Genomic DNA, 16,638 nt, shown 5'->3' with positions numbered 1-16,638 from the left:
GCTCATTCTTTACGTTGACGAATAGCGACCGAGACCATGACTGCAGACACCGTTCTGTCCATTCCGCCTTACAAGGCAGACGACCAAGACGTCGTCGTAGAGCTGAATTCCCGCTTCGGCGCCGAAAGCTTCACCATCCAGTCGACCCGTACCGGCATGCCGGTGATCTGGGTTGGCCGTGACAAGCTGATCGACGTCCTCAAGTTCCTTCGCAACCTGCCGCGCCCCTACGCCATGCTGTACGACCTGCATGGCGTCGACGAGCGCCTGCGCACCCAGCGCCGCGGCCTGCCAAACGCCGATTTCACGGTGTTCTATCACCTCATGTCGCTGGAACGTAATAGTGACGTGATGATCAAGGTGGCCTTGTCCGAAGGCGACCTCAACCTGCCTACCGCCACCGGTATCTGGCCGAACGCCAACTGGTACGAGCGGGAAGTCTGGGACATGTACGGCATCACCTTCGCCGGCCATCCGCACCTGTCGCGGATCATGATGCCCAACACCTGGGAAGGACACCCGCTGCGCAAGGACTATCCGGCGCGCGCCACCGAATTCGATCCCTTCAGCCTGACCCTGGCCAAGCACCAGCTTGAAGAAGAAGCTGCGCGCTTCCGCCCGGAAGACTGGGGCATGAAACGCCACGGCGAGAACGAGGACTACATGTTCCTCAACCTCGGCCCGAACCACCCCTCCGCCCACGGTGCCTTCCGCATCATCCTGCAGCTGGACGGCGAAGAAATCGTCGACTGCGTACCGGAAGTCGGTTACCACCACCGTGGTGCCGAGAAGATGGCCGAGCGCCAGTCCTGGCACAGCTTCATTCCGTACACCGACCGTATCGACTACCTGGGCGGTGTGATGAACAACCTGCCGTACGTCCTCGCGGTGGAGAAGCTCGCCGGCATCAAGGTACCGCAGCGCGTCGACTTCATCCGCGTGATGATGGCCGAGTTCTTCCGGATCACCAGCCACCTGCTGTTCCTGGGTACCTATATCCAGGACGTGGGCGCCATGACCCCGGTGTTCTTCACCTTCACCGACCGCCAGCGCGCCTACAAGGTGATCGAAGCCATCACCGGCTTCCGCCTGCACCCGGCCTGGTACCGCATCGGTGGCGTCGCCCATGACCTGCCGCGCGGCTGGGACGGCCTGGTGAAAGAGTTCGTCGAATGGCTGCCCAAGCGCCTCGACGAATACGAAAAGGCTGCCCTGAAAAACAGCATCCTGCGTGGCCGCACCATCGGTGTCGCCCAGTACAACACCAAGGAAGCCTTGGAATGGGGCGTCACCGGTGCCGGCCTGCGCGCAACCGGTTGCGATTTCGACCTGCGCAAGGCCCGCCCCTACTCCGGCTACGAGAACTTCGAGTTCGAAGTGCCCCTGGCCCACAACGGCGACGCCTACGACCGCTGCATGGTCCGCGTGGAAGAAATGCGCCAGAGCATCCGCATCATCGACCAGTGCCTGAAGAACATGCCGGAAGGCCCGTACAAGGCGGATCACCCGCTGACCACGCCGCCGCCAAAAGAGCGCACGCTGCAGCACATCGAAACTCTGATCACCCACTTCCTGCAGGTTTCCTGGGGCCCGGTCATGCCGGCCAACGAAGCCTTCCAGATGATCGAGGCGACCAAGGGCATCAACAGCTACTACCTGACCAGCGACGGCAGCACCATGAGCTACCGCACCCGGATCCGGACGCCCAGCTTCCCCCACTTGCAGCAGATCCCCTCGGTGATCCGCGGCAGCATGGTGGCAGACCTGATCGCCTACCTGGGCAGTATCGACTTCGTAATGGCTGACGTGGACCGCTGATCATGAGCACCCTTATCCAGACCGACCGTTTCGTCCTCAGCGAAACCGAGCGCTCGGCCATCGAGCACGAAATGCATCACTACGAGGACCCCCGCGCGGCGTCCATCGAAGCCCTGAAGATCGTCCAGAAGGAACGTGGCTGGGTGCCGGACGGCGCCGCTGACGCCATCGGCGCGATCCTCGGCATTCCCGCCAGCGACGTCGAAGGCGTGGCTACCTTCTATAGCCAGATCTTCCGTCAGCCGGTCGGCCGCCACGTGATCCGCGTGTGCGACAGCATGACCTGCTACGTCGGCGGCCACGAGTCCGTCGTCGCCGAAATGCAGAAGCAACTCGGCGTCGGCCTCGGCCAGACCACCACCGACAACCGCTTCACCCTGCTACCGGTCTGCTGCCTCGGCAACTGCGACAAGGCGCCGGCGGTGATGATCGACGACGACACCTACGGCAACCTCGATGCCCAAGGCGTTGCCAAGCTGCTGGAGGCCTATCAATGAAGACCCTTACCTCCATCGGCCCGGCCAACCGCATCGCCCGCAGCGAAGAAACCCACCCGCTGACCTGGCGCCTGCGCGAAGACGCGCAGCCGGTATGGCTCGAGGAATACCAGCAAAAGAACGGCTACGCCGCTGCCCGCAAGGCCCTGACCGAAATGGCCCAGGCCGAGATCGTGCAGCAGGTGAAGGACTCCGGTCTCAAGGGCCGGGGCGGCGCAGGCTTCCCCACCGGCGTGAAGTGGGGCCTGATGCCGGCCGACGAATCCCTGAACATCCGCTACCTGCTGTGCAACGCGGATGAAATGGAACCCAACACCTGGAAGGACCGCATGCTCATGGAGCAGCTGCCCCACCTGCTGGTGGAAGGCATGCTGATTTCCGCGCGCGCCCTCAAGGCCTATCGCGGCTACATCTTCCTGCGTGGCGAATACGTCGACGCGGCGCGCAACCTCAATCGCGCCATCGACGAAGCCAAGGCCGCCGGCCTGCTGGGCAAGAACATCCTTGGCAGCGGCTTCGACTTCGAACTCTTCGTCCACACCGGCGCAGGCCGCTACATCTGTGGTGAAGAGACCGCACTGATCAACTCCCTGGAAGGCCGCCGCGCCAACCCGCGCTCCAAGCCGCCGTTCCCGGCTGCCGTCGGCGTCTGGGGCAAGCCCACCTGCGTCAACAACGTCGAGACCCTGTGCAACGTGCCGGCGATCGTCGCCAACGGCGTGGACTGGTACAAGACCCTCGCCCGCCCGGGCAGCGAAGACATGGGCACCAAGCTCATGGGCTTCTCCGGCAAGGTGAAGAACCCCGGCCTCTGGGAACTGCCCTTCGGCATTCCTGCCCGCGAGTTGTTCGAGGACTACGCTGGTGGGATGCGCGACGGCTACAAGCTGAAGGCCTGGCAGCCCGGCGGTGCCGGTACCGGCTTCCTGCTGCCCGAGCACCTGGACGCACCCATGTACGCAGCCGGCATCGCCAAGGTGGGCACCCGTATGGGCACCGGCCTGGCGCTTGCCGTGGACGACAGCATCAACATGGTGTCCCTGCTGCGCAATATGGAAGAGTTCTTCGCCCGTGAATCCTGCGGCTGGTGCACGCCCTGCCGCGACGGCCTGCCGTGGAGCGTGAAGCTCCTGCGCGCCCTGGAGCGTGGCGAAGGCCAACCCGGCGACCTGGAAACCCTGGAGCAGCTCGTCAGCTTCCTCGGCCCAGGCAAGACCTTCTGCGCCCACGCACCGGGCGCCGTCGAGCCGCTGGGCAGTGCGATGAAGTATTTCCGTCCGGAGTTCGAGGCAGGCATCAGCCGCCAGATCCCGGCAGCGCGACCGATTCCCGTCGGCGCCTGAGTAGATGAATTCGCGCAGTGGCGGCCGCTGACCCGGCCCCGCGCGCACGCTGATTCCATTAGCCAAAGCCCGGTTACACGGGCAGATGAAGACTGAACCATGGCCACTATCCACGTAGACGGCAAGACGCTCGAAGTCGATGGTGCAGACAACCTCCTGCAGGCCTGTCTGTCCCTCGGACTCGACATCCCCTACTTCTGCTGGCACCCGGCGCTCGGTAGCGTCGGCGCCTGCCGCCAGTGCGCGGTCAAGCAGTACACCGACGAGAACGACAAACGCGGTCGCCTCGTCATGTCCTGCATGACGCCCGCCACTGACAACACCTGGATTTCCATCGACGACGAAGAAGCCAAGCAGTTCCGCGCCAGCGTTGTCGAATGGCTGATGACCAACCACCCGCACGACTGCCCGGTGTGCGAGGAAGGCGGTCACTGCCACCTGCAGGACATGACGGTAATGACTGGCCACAACGCCCGTCGCTATCGCTTCACCAAGCGTACCCACCAGAACCAGGAACTCGGCCCGTTCATCGCCCACGAGATGAACCGCTGCATCGCCTGCTACCGCTGCGTGCGCTACTACAAGGACTACGCCGGCGGCACTGACCTCGGCGTCTACGGTGCCCACGACAACGTCTATTTCGGCCGCGTCGAAGACGGCGTGCTGGAGAGCGAGTTCTCCGGCAACCTGGTCGAGGTCTGCCCAACCGGCGTGTTCACCGACAAGACCCACTCCGAGCGCTACAACCGCAAGTGGGACATGCAGTTCGCCCCGAGCATCTGCCACGGCTGCTCCAGCGGGTGCAACATCAGCCCCGGTGAGCGCTACGGCGAGATCCGCCGCATCGAGAACCGTTTCAACGGCTCGGTGAACCAGTACTTCCTCTGCGACCGCGGCCGTTTCGGCTACGGCTACGTCAACCGCGAAGACCGTCCGCGCCAGCCGCTGCTGGGCAACCAGCAACTAGGCCTGGATGCAGCGCTGGACAAGGCCGCCGAACTGCTCAAGGGCAAGCGCGTGATCGGCATCGGCTCGCCCCGTGCCAGCCTCGAAGGCAACTTCGCCCTGCGCGAACTGGTCGGCGCCGAGAACTACTACTCCGGCATCGCCGCCCAGGAACTGGCGAACCTGCGCCTGATCCGCGACATCCTGCAGAACGGCCCGCTGCCCGTGCCCACCCTGCGCGACGTCGAGAAGCACGACGCCATCTTCGTCCTCGGTGAAGACCTGACCCAGACCGCCGCCCGCATGGCCCTCGCCCTGCGCCAGGCCGTCAAGGGCAAGGCCACCGAGATCGCCGCCTCGATGAAGATCCAGGATTGGCACATGGCCGCCGTGCAGAACGTCGCCCAGGACGCGCTGAACCCGCTGTTCATCGCCAGCGTCGCCGCCACCCGCCTGGATGACGTCGCCGCCGAAAACGTCCACGCCGCTCCGGCCGACCTCGCCCGCATCGGTTTCGCCGTGGCCCACGCCATCGATCCGAGCGCACCGGCCGTGGAAGGCCTGGAAAGCGAAGCTGCCGAACTGGTCAAGCGCATCGCCGATGCCCTGCTCGCGGCCAAGCGCCCGCTGGTCATCTCCGGTGCCTCCCTGGGCGAGAAGGCCCTGATCGAAGCCGCCGCCAACATCGCCAGCGCGCTGAAGAACCGTGAGAAGAACGGTTCCCTCAGCCTGGTGGTGCCGGAAGCCAACAGCATGGGCCTGGCCCTGTTCGGTGGTGAATCCGTCGATGCGGCCCTGGAGGCCCTGACCTCTGGCAAGGCCGACGCCGTCGTCGTTCTCGAGAACGACCTGTACCGCCGTGCCGACGCCGCCAAGGTGGACGCCGCGCTGGCCGCCGCCAAGGTGGTGATCGTCGCCGACCACCAGCAGACCGCTACCGTCGAACGCGCCCACCTGGTGCTGCCGGCCGCCAGCTTCGCCGAAGGCGACGGCACCCTGGTCAGCCTGGAAGGCCGCGCCCAGCGTTTCTTCCAGGTCTTCGAGCCGTCCTACTACGACGCCAACATCCTCGTTCGCGAAGGCTGGCGCTGGCTGCACGCACTGCACAGCACCCTGCAGGGCAAGCCCGTCGACTGGACCCAGCTGGACCAGGTCACCACCGCCTGCGCCGACAGCAGCCCGCTGCTCGCCGGCATCCGCGACGCCGCGCCGAACTCCTCGTTCCGCATCAAGGGCCTGAAGCTCGCCCGCGAACCGCACCGCTACAGCGGCCGGACTGCCATGCGCGCCAACATCAGCGTGCACGAGCCGCGTCAGCCCCAGGACCAGGACTCCGCCTTCGCCTTCTCCATGGAAGGCTACGCCGGCACCAAGGAAGATCGTCAGCAGATCCCCTTCGCCTGGTCCCCGGGCTGGAACTCGCCGCAGGCCTGGAACAAGTTCCAGGACGAAGTCGGCGGCCACCTGCGCGCCGGCGATCCGGGCGTTCGCCTGATCGAGGCCAAGGGCCAGGCGCTGCCCTGGTTCAGCGTCAACGCCGCCTTCAACCCAGCCCAGGGCACCTGGCAGGCCGTGCCGCTGCACCACCTGTTCGGCAGCGAGGAGACCAGCTCCCGCGCGGCTCCCGTGCAGGAGCGTATCCCGCAGCCCTACGTGGCCCTGGCCAAGGACGAAGCCGATCGTCTCGGCGTCAATGACGGCGCCCTGCTCGCCCTCACCGTCAACGGCCAGACCCTGCGTCTGCCGCTGGCCATCAAGGAAGAAATGGGCATCGGCCTGGTCGGCCTCCCGGCCGGTCTGCCGGGCATCCCGGCCATCTTCGCCGGCGCCGTCGTCACTGCCGTACAGGAGTCCGCGCAATGAGCTGGCTGACGCCCGAACTGATCGACATCGTCATCACCGTCCTCAAGTCCATCGTCATTCTCCTGGCGGTGGTGGTGAGCGGTGCACTGCTCTCCTGGGTGGAACGCCGCCTGCTGGGCCTGTGGCAGGACCGTTACGGTCCGAACCGCGTCGGCCCGTTCGGCGCCTTCCAGCTGGGTGCCGACATGATCAAGATGTTCTTCAAGGAAGACTGGACCCCGCCGTTCGCCGACAAGCTGATCTTCACCCTGGCTCCCATCATTGCGATGAGCGCCCTGCTGATCGCCTTCGCCGTGGTGCCGGTCACCCCTACCTGGGGCGTGGCCGACCTGAACATCGGCATCCTGTTCTTCTTTGCCATGGCCGGCATCGCGGTCTACGCGGTGCTCTTCGCCGGCTGGTCGAGCAACAACAAGTTCGCCCTGCTGGGCAGCCTGCGCGCCTCGGCCCAGACCATCTCCTACGAGGTGTTCCTGGCCCTGTCGCTGATGGGCATCGTGGCTCAGGTCGGTTCCTTCAACATGCGCGACATCGTTGAATACCAGGCGCAGAACCTGTGGTTCATCATTCCGCAGTTCTTCGGCTTCTGTACCTTCATCATCGCTGGCGTCGCCGTGACTCACCGTCACCCGTTCGACCAGCCCGAAGCGGAACAGGAACTGGCCGACGGTTACCACATCGAATACGCCGGCATGAAGTGGGGCATGTTCTTCGTGGGCGAGTACATCGGCATCGTGCTGATCTCCGCCCTGCTCGTGACCCTGTTCTTCGGTGGCTGGCACGGCCCGTTCGGCATCCTGCCGCAGATCCCCTTCATCTGGTTCGCGCTCAAGACCGGCTTCTTCATCATGCTGTTCATCCTGCTGCGCGCGTCCATCCCGCGCCCGCGCTATGACCAGGTGATGGCGTTCAGCTGGAAGGTCTGCCTGCCGCTGACCCTGATCAACCTGCTGGTGACCGGCGCCCTGGTGCTGGCCGCGGCCCAGTAAGGAGTAATGCCATGATCAAAGAAATCATCCATGTCGTGCATGGCACCTTCACCCAGCTGCGAAGCCTGGTGATGATCTTCGGCCATGCCTTCCGCAAGCGTGACACCCTGCAATACCCGGAAGAGCCCGTGTACCTGCCGCCGCGCTACCGTGGCCGCATCGTCCTGACCCGCGACCCCGATGGCGAAGAGCGCTGCGTAGCGTGCAACCTCTGCGCCGTAGCCTGCCCGGTCGGCTGCATCTCCCTGCAAAAGGCCGAGACCGAAGATGGCCGCTGGTACCCCGAGTTCTTCCGGATCAACTTCTCCCGCTGCATCTTCTGCGGCCTGTGCGAAGAAGCCTGCCCCACCACCGCGATCCAGCTGACCCCGGATTTCGAGATGGGCGAGTTCAAGCGCCAGGACCTGGTGTACGAGAAGGAAGACCTGCTGATCTCCGGCCCCGGCAAGAACCCGGACTACAACTTCTATCGCGTGGCAGGCATGGCCATCGCCGGCAAGCCGAAAGGCGCCGCGCAGAACGAGGCCGAGCCGATCAACGTGAAGAGCCTGCTGCCCTAAGGAGACGCGCGTGGAATTCGCCTTCTATTTCGCCGCCGGTGTGGCCGTTGTCTCCACCCTGCGTGTGATCACCAACACCAATCCGGTGCATGCCCTGCTGTACCTCATCGTCTCGCTGCTGGCGGTGTCGATGTGCTTCTTCGCCCTGGGCGCGCCCTTTGCCGGCGCACTGGAAATCATCGTCTACGCCGGCGCCATCATGGTGCTGTTCGTCTTCGTGGTGATGATGCTGAACCTCGGACCGGCGATCGCCGAACAGGAGAAGAAGTGGCTCAAGCCCGGCATCTGGACCGGCCCTGCGCTGCTTTCCCTGGTCCTTTTGGCCGAACTGCTGTACGTGCTGTTCGGCAATGCCAGCGGTGCCACCATCGGTCACACCACCGTGGACTCCAAGGCAGTCGGCATCGCCCTCTTCGGCCCTTACCTGCTCGCCGTGGAACTGGCCTCCATGCTGCTGCTCGCAGCCCTGGTCGCCGCCTTCCACCTCGGCCGCCACGAAGCTAAGGAATAAGCCATGAACGCAATCCCACTGGAACATGGCCTCGCGGTCGCCGGCGTGCTCTTCTGCCTCGGCCTGGTCGGCCTGATGGTGCGCCGCAACATCCTCTTCGTGCTCATGAGCCTGGAAGTCATGATGAACGCCGCCGCGCTGGCCTTCGTGGTTGCCGGCGCCCGCTGGGCCCAGCCTGACGGCCAGATCATGTTCATTCTGGTGATCAGCCTTGCAGCCGCCGAAGCCAGTATCGGCCTGGCGATCCTGCTGCAGCTGTACCGCCGCTTCCATACCCTCGATATCGACGCTGCCAGCGAGATGCGCGGATGAACCTTCTATTCCTCACTTGCCTGTTCCCGCTGCTTGGCTGGTTCATCCTGGCCTTCTCCCGCGGGCGTTTCTCCGAAAACACCTCCGCCGCCATCGGCGTCGGCTCCGTGGGCCTGTCGGCCCTGGTGGCCGCCTCGATCATCTGGCAATTCAACGTGGCCCCGCCGGAAGGCGGCGTCTACACCCAGGTGCTCTGGCAGTGGATGAGCGTGGCGGGCTTCGCGCCCAGCTTCACCCTCTACCTGGACGGCCTGTCCCTGACCATGCTTGGCGTGGTCACCGGTGTCGGCTTCCTGATCCACCTGTTCGCCTCCTGGTACATGCGCGGTGAAGAGGGTTACTCCCGCTTCTTCGCCTACACCAACCTGTTCATCGCCAGCATGCTGTTCTTGGTGCTGGGCGATAACCTGCTGTTCCTTTACTTCGGTTGGGAAGGCGTGGGCCTGTGCTCGTACCTGCTGATCGGCTTCTACTTCAAGCACACGCCCAACGGCAATGCGGCGCTGAAGGCCTTCATCGTGACCCGCGTGGGTGACGTGTTCATGGCCATCGGCCTGTTCATCCTGTTCTTCCACCTGGGCACCCTGAACATCCAGGAGCTGATGAAGCTGGCCCCCGAGAAGTACGTGGCCGGTGACGCCTGGCTGTGGGTCGCTACCCTGATGCTGCTCGGTGGCGCCGTGGGCAAATCCGCCCAGCTGCCCCTGCAGACCTGGCTGGCGGACGCGATGGCGGGCCCGACCCCGGTTTCCGCGCTGATCCACGCGGCGACCATGGTGACCGCGGGCGTCTACCTGATCGCCCGTACCCACGGCCTGTTCCTGCTGACCCCGGAAATCCTCGAACTGGTCGGCATCGTCGGTGGCGTGACCCTGGTCCTGGCCGGCTTCGCCGCCCTGGTGCAGACCGACATCAAGCGCATCCTCGCCTACTCCACCATGAGCCAGATCGGCTACATGTTCCTCGCCCTGGGCGTGGGTGCATGGGATGCGGCGATCTTCCACCTGATGACCCACGCCTTCTTCAAGGCCCTGTTGTTCCTTGCCTCCGGTGCGGTGATCAACGCCTGCCACCATGAGCAGAACATCTTCAAGATGGGCGGTCTTTGGAAGAAGCTGCCGCTGGCCTACGCCTGCTTCATCGTCGGTGGCGCGGCCCTGGCTGCCCTGCCGCTGGTCACCGCCGGCTTCTACTCCAAGGATGAGATCCTCTGGGAAGCCTTCGCCAGCGGTCACACCGGCCTGCTCTACGCCGGCCTGGGTGGCGCCTTCCTGACCTCGATCTACACCTTCCGCCTGATCTTCATCGCCTTCCACGGTGAAGCGAAGACCGAAGCCCATGCCGGCCACGGCATCGCCCACAGCCTGCCTCTGGTGGTGCTGCTGGTGCTGTCCACCTTCGTCGGCGCGCTGATCACTCCGCCGCTGGCAGGTGTCCTGCCGGAAAGCGTCGGCCATGCCGGCGGCGAGGCCAAGCACAGCCTGGAAATCGCCTCGGGCGCCATCGCCCTGGCGGGCATCCTGCTGGCCGCCCTGCTGTTCCTCGGCAAGCGCCGCTTCGTCAGCACCCTGGCCCAGAGCGCCCCGGGCCGCTTCCTCGGCGCCTGGTGGTACGCCGCCTGGGGCTTCGACTGGCTCTACGACCTGCTGTTCGTCAAACCCTACCTGCTGGCCTGCCGCCTGCTCCGTCGCGACCCCATCGACGGCACCATCGGCCTGGTCCCGCGTGTAGTGAAGGGCGGCAACTTCGCCCTCAGCCGTAGCCAGACCGGCCAGCTGCGCTGGTACGCCGTATCCATCGTCGGCGGAGCCGTGCTCGTGCTCGGCGCCGTGCTGCTGACCTGAATCTTCTTAAGGAATTGAGCCCGTCATGATTCTGCCCTGGCTAATCCTGATTCCCTTCATCGGCGGCCTGCTCTGCTGGCAAGGTGAGCGCTTCAGCGCCACCCTGCCCCGCTGGATCGCCCTGCTCACCATGACCCTGCTGTTCGTCCTCGGCCTCTGGCTGTGGGCGACCGGCGACTTCACCCTGGCTCCCGCACCCGGCACCGAACCGGTCTGGGCACAAGAGTTCAAGGTGCAGTGGATCGAGCGCTTCGGCGTCACCATCCACCTGGCCCTGGACGGCATCTCCATCCTGATGATCGTCCTCACCGGCCTGCTCGGTGTGCTGTCCGTGCTCTGCTCCTGGCGTGAAATCCAGCACCGCGTCGGCTTCTTCCACCTCAACCTGATGTGGATCCTCGGCGGCGTGGTCGGCGTGTTCCTCGCCATCGACCTGTTCCTGTTCTTCTTCTTCTGGGAAATGATGCTGGTGCCGATGTACTTCCTCATCGCGCTCTGGGGTCATAGCGGCAGCAAGGGCAAGACCCGCATCAACGCCGCCACCAAGTTCTTCATCTACACCCAGGCCAGCGGTCTGGTCATGCTGGTGGCCATCCTCGGCCTGGTGCTGGTGAACTACAGCAACACCGGCGTGCTGACCTTCAACTACGCCGACCTGCTGAAGGCGCAGCTCGCCCCCGGCACCGAGTACCTGCTGATGCTCGGCTTCTTCGTCGCCTTCGCGGTGAAGTTCCCGGTGGTGCCGTTCCACTCCTGGCTGCCCGACGCCCACGCCCAGGCACCGACCGCGGGCTCCGTGGACCTCGCCGGCATCCTGCTGAAAACCGCCGCCTACGGCATGATCCGCTTCGCCCTGCCGCTGTTCCCCAACGCCTCGGCCGAGTTCGCGCCGATCGCCCAGTGGCTCGGTGTGTTCGCCATCGTCTACGGTGCCCTGCTGTCCTTCGCCCAGACCGACATCAAGCGCCTGGTGGCCTACTCCAGCGTGTCCCACATGGGCTTCGTGCTGATCGCCATCTACTCCAGCAGCCAGATCGCCCTGCAGGGCGCCATCGTGCAGATGATCGCCCACGGCCTCTCCGCTGCCGCACTCTTTATCCTGTGTGGCCAGCTGTACGAGCGCCTGCACACCCGTGACATGCGCGAGATGGGCGGTATCTGGAACCGCATGCCCTACCTGCCGGCCATCAGCCTGTTCTTTGCCACTGCCGCCCTCGGCCTGCCGGGCACCGGCAACTTCGTCGGCGAGTTCCTGATCCTGGTCGGTTCCTTCCAGCAGGTACCGTGGATTGCCGTACTGGCCTCCACCGGCCTGGTGCTCGGCTCGGTCTACTCGCTGATCATGATCCACCGCGCCTACTTCGGCCCATCGAAGAACGACAACGCCTACGAAGGCTTGCGCTATCGCGAGCTGAGCATGGTCCTGGGCCTTGCCGGTCTCCTGGTCCTGCTCGGCGTTTACCCGCAACCGGTACTGGATACCTCCGCTGCAGCCATGCATGGCGTGCACCAGTGGCTGGACTCCGCCGTCAATCAACTCGTTGCCCGGTAAGTAGCTCATGGAATTCACGACTCAACACCTGATTGCCCTGCTACCGCTGCTGGTCACCTGCGCCACCATCGTCGTGGTGATGCTGGCCATCGCCTGGAAGCGGCACCACTCCTGGACCTTCGGCCTCTCGGTCATCGGTCTGAACCTCGCCCTGCTGTCCATCATCCCGACCCTGAAGGTCACTCCCCTGGAAGTGACCCCGATGATGATGGTCGACAACTTCGGCGTCTTTTACATGGCACTGGTCCTGGCCGGCACCCTCGCCTGCGTCACCCTGATCCACGCCTACCTGGGCGGTGAATCGGGCAAGGGCTACCCGGGCAACCGCGAAGAGATGTACCTGCTGATCCTCCTGTCCGCCGCCGGCGGTCTGGTGCTGGTCACCGCGCAGCACCTGGCCGGCCTGTTCATCGGCCTGGAGCTGCTGTCCGTGCCGGTCTACGGCCTGGTGGCGTACGCCTTCTTCAACAAGCGCTCCCTGGAAGCCGGCATCAAGTACATGGTGCTGTCCGCCGCCGGTTCCGCGTTCCTGCTGTTCGGCATGGCCCTGCTCTACGCCGACGCCGGCAGCCTGAGCTTCAGCCAGCTGGCCGCCGCCGGCACCTCCAGCGTGGTTTCCCAGCTCGGCATCGGCATGATGCTGATCGGCCTGGCGTTCAAGCTGTCCCTGGTGCCCTTCCACCTCTGGACCCCGGACGTGTACGAAGGCGCCCCGGCGCCGGTGGCCGCCTTCCTGGCCACCGCCAGCAAGGTCGCCGTGTTTGCCGTGCTGCTGCGTCTCTACCAGCTGTCCCCGGCCACCGCCGGCGGCTGGCTGAACGACCTGCTGGCCGTGATCGCCATTGCCTCCATCCTGTTCGGCAACCTGCTGGCCCTGGTGCAGAACAACATCAAGCGCCTGCTCGGCTACTCCTCCATCGCCCACTTCGGCTACCTGCTGGTGGCGCTGATCGCGAGCAAGGGCCTGGCTGTGGAAGCCATCGGTGTCTACCTGGCCACCTACGTGCTGACCAGCCTGGGCGCCTTCGGTGTCGTGACCCTGATGTCCACTCCCTACAGCGGCCGCGACTGCGACGCCCTGTACGAGTACCGCGGCCTGTTCTGGCGCCGTCCGTACCTGACCGCAGTGCTCACCGTGATGATGCTGTCGCTCGCCGGCATCCCGCTCACCGCAGGTTTCATCGGCAAGTTCTTCGTGATCGCCGCCGGTGTCGAATCCGGTCTGTGGTGGCTGCTGGGCGCCATGATCATGGGTAGCGCCATCGGCGTGTTCTACTACCTGCGCGTCATGATCACCCTGTTCCTGGTGGAGCCAAACCTGCGTCGTCACGATGCGGACCTGCACTGGGCCCAGCGTGCCGGCGGCATCATGCTGCTGTTCGTGGCCCTGCTGGCGTTCTTCCTCGGTGTCTACCCGCAGCCGCTGCTGGACCTGGTCCAGCACTCCGGCCTGGTGGCCCTGGCCAACTGAGGCAAGCCCGCACAACAAAAAACCCGGCCTGGCGCCGGGTTTTTTGTGGGTGTCAATCAGAGTTGCGAGAGATGCCCTGCTCCGCCTGATGGGTATCGCTTCGTACGGCGATACCCGTCATCGCTTCAGAGCACCATCGCCGCGACCCAGCCGAAGGCCAGCAGCGGCAGGTTGTAATGCAGGAAAGTGGGCACCACGGTGTCCCAGATATGGTTGTGCTGGCCATCCACGTTCAGGCCAGAGGTCGGGCCCAGGGTGGAATCGGAGGCGGGAGAGCCGGCGTCACCCAGGGCCCCTGCGGTGCCGACGATGCTGACGATCGCCAGCGGACTGAAGCCCAGTTGCACGCACAGCGGCACGAAGATGGCCGCGATGATCGGAACGGTGGAAAAGGACGAACCAATGCCCATGGTCACCAGCAAGCCCACCACCAGCATCAGCAGCGCACCCAGCGCTTTGCTGTGGCCGATCCAGCCGGCGGAAGCCTCCACCAGGGTCGCCACCTGGCCGGTTTCGCGCATCACTTCGGCAAAGCCCGAGGCGGCGATCATGATGAAGCCGATCATGGCCATCATCTTCATGCCCTCGGTGAACAGGTCATCCGCTTCCTTCCAGCGCACCACACCCGACAGCGAGAAAATCACGAAGCCCAGCAGCGCGCCGATGATCATCGAGTCCAGCCAGAGCTGCACCACGAACGCGACCAGGATGGCCACGCCGGCTACGCCGAGGCTCATGGGGTTGTAGCTAACGCTCACCTGTTCGGCCCGGGCGATGCGCTCCAGATCATAGGTGCGCTTGCCGCGATAGCTGATGAACACTGCGATGAGCAGACCGGCAACCATGCCCAGCGCCGGTATCAACATCGCCTCGGTGACATTCACGCCAGTAACGTCGACGCCACTTTTCACCACATTCGCCAGCAGGATCTCGTTCAGGAAGATGCTGCCAAAGCCCACCGGCAGGAACATGTAGGGCGTGATCAGACCGAAGGTGATCACGCAGGCGATCAGCCGGCGGTCGATGGACAGCCGCGTCAGTACATATAGAAGAGGGGGAACCAGCAACGGGATGAAGGCGATGTGGATCGGCAGGATGTTCTGCGAGGAAATCGCCACACACAGTAGCAGCGCGACCAGCAGCCATTTCAGTGCATTACCGCCGTTGGCCTCCTGACGGCCCACCAGCGCCAATGCCTTGTCCGCCAACGCATGGGCCAGTCCGGAACGGGCGATGGCCACCGCGAATGCGCCCAGCAGCGCATAGGACAGTGCCACGGTGGCGCCGCCACCCAGGCCCTTGTTGAAGGCCGCCAGGGAACCTTCGATCCCCAGGCCACCGACCAGGCCGCCCACCAGTGCACCAATGATCAGGGCCACCACCACGTGCACCCGGCACAGGCTGAGGACCAGCATGATCCCCACCGCCGCTATTACCGCATTCATCGCCTCTCCTCAGCTTTGCAGGCCATGCCGGCCGCGAAAAAAAGCGCGCACTTTGCCCAAGCCCGGGACTACTGTCAAAAGCGTGCAGAATATTGGGCAAAGTGTGCATAATTCTTGCCTTCAAATTGCGCCCTCGTGCATTCCGCACGGCTATTCGTCGTCTTAGCGTCAAGAAATCGCCTCTTGTGCCGACAACGAATGAAGTTCCGGCGAGCCAAAAGGAAGTCCCCATGTCGTTCAATCGTCTCTCCATCCAGTGGAAAATCACCCTGCTCGTGGGCCTCTGCCTGCTGGCCATCGTGACGCTGCTGGTCGGTTCGTCCCTGTACCAGTCCCAGCGCAGCGCCAGCCTGGTGGAGGCCGACAGCACCCGGATGCTCGAGCAGAGCGCGCGTCTTCGCCTGCAGGCCCGCTCAGAACTGCAGGCGATCCGCATCCAGCGTTACTTCATGGACAACTACCAGTACGGCAAGGGTTTTTCGCGCCAGGTGCTGTTCCTCAAGGAGCAGGCGGAAAAGCGTTTCCTCGACGCCTTCGACCTGCGTGAAGACCTGACCCGCCAGGTCCGCACCAGCCTGGAAGCCAACCCGGAAATTCTTGGCCTCTACCTGGTGTTCGAACCCAACGCCCTGGATGGCAAGGATGAGCTTTTCGTCGACCAGGCCGAACTGGGCAGCAACGACAAGGGCCGCTTCTCCCTTTATTGGGCCCAACCCACCCCCGGCAAGCTGGTGGCCGAAGCCATCACCGAGGAAATGCTCGCCGATAACAGCGCCGGCCCCAGCGGCACCGCCTACAACGCCTGGTACACCTGCCCGATGCAGACCGGCCAGGCCTGCGTGCTGGACCCCTACTTCGATAACGTCGGCGAGCGCCAGGTGCTGATGACCAGCATCGCCTTCCCGCTGCAGCTCAACGGCAAGACCGTCGGCGTCATGGGCGTGGACATCAGCCTGGAAAGCCTCCAGCAACTGAGCATGTCCGGTAACCGCGAGCTGTACGAGGGCAACGGCCACGTCAGCATCTTCAGCCCGGCCGGCCTGCTCGCCGGTCACAGCCGCGACGCCAGCCTGCTCAGCGCGAAGCTGGACAAGGCCTTTGGTGAATACGCCAGCGAACTGGCCGGCAACCTCCAGGCCGGCAAGACCGCGGAGCACCGGCACAACGGCATGCTGCGGGTAATGCAACCGTTCAAGCCGATCCCCACCGCCGCGCCCTGGAGCGTGCTGCTGGAAGTGCCGGAAAAGGTCCTGCTGGCCCCAGCACTGGAACTGGACGCCAAACTCGATGCGCAGAACCAGGCCGCCAACGTCGTCGGTCTGCTGATCGGTCTCGCCGCCGGTGTCCTGGGCCTGTTGCTGGTGTGGCTCACCGCCCGCGGCGTGACCCGGCCGATCCTCGGGGTGGCCGGCATGCTCAAGGACATCGCCAGCGGCGAAGGCGACCTGACCCGCCGCCTGGACTACGCCCGCCAGGACGAACTGGGCG

Annotated in this window: 13 protein-coding genes; 12 read left to right on the top strand and 1 reads right to left on the bottom strand. The window is 64.7% G+C overall.

The window, feature by feature from the left end; genetic code table 11:
• Window positions 1-36 precede the first annotated feature (36 nt).
• The 11 genes from nuoC (at window position 37) to nuoN (ending at window position 13,705) form a co-directional block, all read left to right on the top strand.
• On the top strand, window positions 37-1,818 hold the full coding sequence (nuoC, locus tag ACFW0B_RS24415) for an NADH-quinone oxidoreductase subunit C/D (protein WP_449151548.1): 1,782 nt from the start codon (window positions 37-39) through the stop codon (window positions 1,816-1,818).
• The gene (gene nuoE, locus ACFW0B_RS24410) at window positions 1,815-2,315 is read left to right on the top strand and encodes an NADH-quinone oxidoreductase subunit NuoE (protein WP_449151562.1); all 501 of its coding nucleotides are present in this window, start codon (window positions 1,815-1,817) and stop codon (window positions 2,313-2,315) included. The genes nuoC and nuoE overlap by 4 nt, the downstream gene beginning before the upstream one ends.
• On the top strand, window positions 2,312-3,658 hold the full coding sequence (gene nuoF / locus ACFW0B_RS24405) for an NADH-quinone oxidoreductase subunit NuoF (protein ID WP_449151547.1): 1,347 nt from the start codon (window positions 2,312-2,314) through the stop codon (window positions 3,656-3,658). Before nuoE ends, nuoF begins: the two co-directional genes overlap by 4 nt.
• A 99-nt stretch (window positions 3,659-3,757) precedes the next feature.
• Entirely contained in the window at window positions 3,758-6,466 is a 2,709-nt protein-coding gene (gene nuoG / locus ACFW0B_RS24400; RefSeq protein ID WP_449151546.1) for an NADH-quinone oxidoreductase subunit NuoG, read from the top strand.
• Window positions 6,463-7,455 (top strand): NADH-quinone oxidoreductase subunit NuoH, encoded by a 993-nt coding sequence (gene nuoH / locus ACFW0B_RS24395; protein WP_449151545.1) that lies wholly within the window; start codon window positions 6,463-6,465, stop codon window positions 7,453-7,455. Before nuoG ends, nuoH begins: the two co-directional genes overlap by 4 nt.
• Before the next feature lie 11 nt (window positions 7,456-7,466).
• Window positions 7,467-8,015 (top strand): NADH-quinone oxidoreductase subunit NuoI, encoded by a 549-nt coding sequence (gene nuoI, locus ACFW0B_RS24390; RefSeq protein WP_028628751.1) that lies wholly within the window; start codon window positions 7,467-7,469, stop codon window positions 8,013-8,015.
• Between the two features lie 10 nt (window positions 8,016-8,025).
• Window positions 8,026-8,526: an NADH-quinone oxidoreductase subunit J gene (nuoJ, locus tag ACFW0B_RS24385; protein WP_151134078.1), complete on the top strand. Its 501-nt coding sequence runs from the start codon at window positions 8,026-8,028 to the stop codon at window positions 8,524-8,526.
• Between the two features lie 3 nt (window positions 8,527-8,529).
• On the top strand, window positions 8,530-8,838 hold the full coding sequence (nuoK, locus tag ACFW0B_RS24380) for an NADH-quinone oxidoreductase subunit NuoK (RefSeq protein ID WP_004421908.1): 309 nt from the start codon (window positions 8,530-8,532) through the stop codon (window positions 8,836-8,838).
• On the top strand, window positions 8,835-10,682 hold the full coding sequence (nuoL, locus tag ACFW0B_RS24375) for an NADH-quinone oxidoreductase subunit L (RefSeq protein ID WP_449151543.1): 1,848 nt from the start codon (window positions 8,835-8,837) through the stop codon (window positions 10,680-10,682). The genes nuoK and nuoL overlap by 4 nt, the downstream gene beginning before the upstream one ends.
• Before the next feature lie 25 nt (window positions 10,683-10,707).
• Window positions 10,708-12,234, top strand: a complete 1,527-nt coding sequence (gene nuoM, locus ACFW0B_RS24370; RefSeq protein ID WP_449151542.1) for an NADH-quinone oxidoreductase subunit M — start codon at window positions 10,708-10,710, stop codon at window positions 12,232-12,234.
• Between the two features lie 7 nt (window positions 12,235-12,241).
• Window positions 12,242-13,705 carry an NADH-quinone oxidoreductase subunit NuoN gene (gene nuoN, locus ACFW0B_RS24365; RefSeq protein WP_449151541.1) on the top strand — a complete coding sequence of 488 codons (1,464 nt, stop codon included), beginning with the start codon at window positions 12,242-12,244 and terminating at the stop codon, window positions 13,703-13,705.
• Between the two features lie 125 nt (window positions 13,706-13,830).
• On the opposite strand, the gene ACFW0B_RS24360 is transcribed toward nuoN, so the two are convergent.
• Window positions 13,831-15,150, bottom strand: a complete 1,320-nt coding sequence (locus tag ACFW0B_RS24360; protein ID WP_449151540.1) for a Na+/H+ antiporter family protein — start codon at window positions 15,148-15,150, stop codon at window positions 13,831-13,833.
• A 230-nt stretch (window positions 15,151-15,380) separates the two neighbouring features.
• On the opposite strand from ACFW0B_RS24360, the gene ACFW0B_RS24355 reads away from it, so the two are divergent.
• The coding region (locus ACFW0B_RS24355) for a PDC sensor domain-containing protein (protein ID WP_459251731.1) at window positions 15,381-16,638 on the top strand (1,258 nt) is incomplete at its 3' end.

Source organism: Metapseudomonas phytobenefica, assembly GCF_043392685.1.
Lineage (GTDB): Bacteria > Pseudomonadota > Gammaproteobacteria > Pseudomonadales > Pseudomonadaceae > Metapseudomonas.
This window is presented reverse-complemented; position numbering and strand designations above follow the sequence as displayed.